This window comes from Streptomyces sp. NPDC091649 (genome assembly GCF_044756785.1).
Lineage (GTDB): Bacteria > Actinomycetota > Actinomycetes > Streptomycetales > Streptomycetaceae > Streptomyces.
This window is the reverse complement of the sequence record NZ_JBIVTR010000041.1, coordinates 1-1,786: the sequence shown is the minus strand read 5'-3', so window position 1 is coordinate 1,786 and position 1,786 is coordinate 1. Positions and strand designations below refer to the sequence as shown.

The following is a 1,786-nucleotide window of genomic DNA, read 5'->3' as shown; positions in this document are numbered from 1 at the left end:
GTCCCGATCAGCACCACCCGCGGCTCCGTGGCCTGCCCGGAGGGCCCCTCGGCCTCGAACAGGACATAGCCGCCCCTGGCGGCGTTCTCGTTCGCCTCGTACGTCGGCACGCCCTGCCGGGTCAGCGCCAGACCGTGCGGGGCACCCTCGCCGAACACCTTGGTGTAACGGCGCAGGATCTCCCCCCACACGATCGCCGTCTCGTTCGCGTCGGCCGGACGCACGATGTTCAGGCCCGGGATGGCGCGCAGCGCGGCCAGGTGCTCGACCGGCTGGTGGGTCGGGCCGTCCTCGCCCAGGCCGATCGAGTCGTGCGTCCACACGTACGTCACCGGCAGGTGCATCAGCGCGGACAGCCGCACCGCGTTACGCATGTAGTCGGAGAACACCAAAAACGTGCCCCCGTAGATACGGGTGTTGCCGTGCAGCGCGATGCCGTTCATCGCCGCCGCCATCGCGTGCTCACGGATACCGAAATGGATCGTGCGCCCGTACGGGTCGGCCTCCGGCAGCGGGTTGCCCACCGGGAGGAACGACGACGTCTTGTCGATCGTCGTGTTGTTCGACCCCGCCAGGTCCGCCGAGCCGCCCCACAGCTCGGGCACGATCTCCCCCAGCGCCTGGAGCACCTTGCCGGACGCGGCACGGGTGGCCAGGCCCTTGCCCGGCTCGAAGACGGGGAGCTTCTCCTCCCAGCCCGCCGGCAGCTCGCCCGCGGCGATCCGGTCGAAGGAGGCGGCCCGCTCCGGGTTGGCCGTGCGCCACGCGGCGAACGCCTTCTCCCACCCTGCGCGGGCCTCACGCCCCCGGTCCAGGGCCTGGCGGGTGTGGCCGATGACCTCCTCGGACACCTCGAAGGTCCGCTCCGGGTCGAAGCCCAGGACCCGCTTGGTCGCCGCGACCTCCTCCTCACCCAGCGCCGAACCGTGCGCGGCCTCGGTGTTCTGCGCGCTCGGAGCCGGCCAGGCGATGATCGAACGGGCCGCGATGAACGACGGACGCCCGGTCTCGGCCTTCGCCGCCAAAAGCGCCGCGTACAGACCCGCCGGGTCCAGGTCACCGCTGGGCAGCTGCTCGACACGCTGGACATGCCACCCGTAGGACTCGTACCGCTTGATCGTGTCCTCGGAGACCGCGGTCTGGGTGTCACCCTCGATGGAGATGTGGTTGTCGTCCCACAACAGGACCAGATTGCCCAGCTTCTGGTGCCCGGCCAGCGACGACGCCTCCGCCGAGATGCCCTCCTGAAGACAACCGTCACCCGCCACGACCCACACCATGTGATCGAACGGGGAAGTACCCGCCGCCGCCCCGGGGTCGAAGAGACCACGCTCGTAACGGGCGGCCATCGCCATGCCCACCGCGTTCGCCACACCCTGGCCCAACGGCCCGGTCGTCGTCTCCACACCCCTGGTGTGCCCGTACTCCGGGTGCCCCGGAGTCTTCGAGCCCCAGGTACGGAACGCCTTCAGGTCATCCAGCTCCAGCCCGTAACCGGCCAGATACAACTGAATGTACAAAGTCAGGCTGGAGTGGCCCGCGGACAGAACGAACCGGTCACGGCCGGTCCACTCCGCGTCCGCCGGATCGTGCCGCATCACCTTCTGGAACAGGGTGTACGCGGCAGGAGCCAGGCTCATCGCCGTGCCCGGGTGGCCGTTTCCGACTTTCTGTACGGCATCCGCGGCGAGAACACGAGCGGTGTCCACGGCCCGCTGATCCACATCGGTCCACTGGAAGTCTGCGGTGGTCGGCTTGATGCTCACCCTGAGTCAGGGCTCCTCTC

1 protein-coding gene is annotated in these 1,786 nt (G+C 69.4%); it reads right to left on the bottom strand.

The annotated features are described in order from the left end of the window. A partial coding sequence (locus ACIQMU_RS31520) for a transketolase family protein (protein WP_402690248.1) occupies positions 1–1,766 on the bottom strand: 1,766 nt, incomplete at its 3' end. Positions 1,767–1,786: the final 20 nt, after the last annotated feature.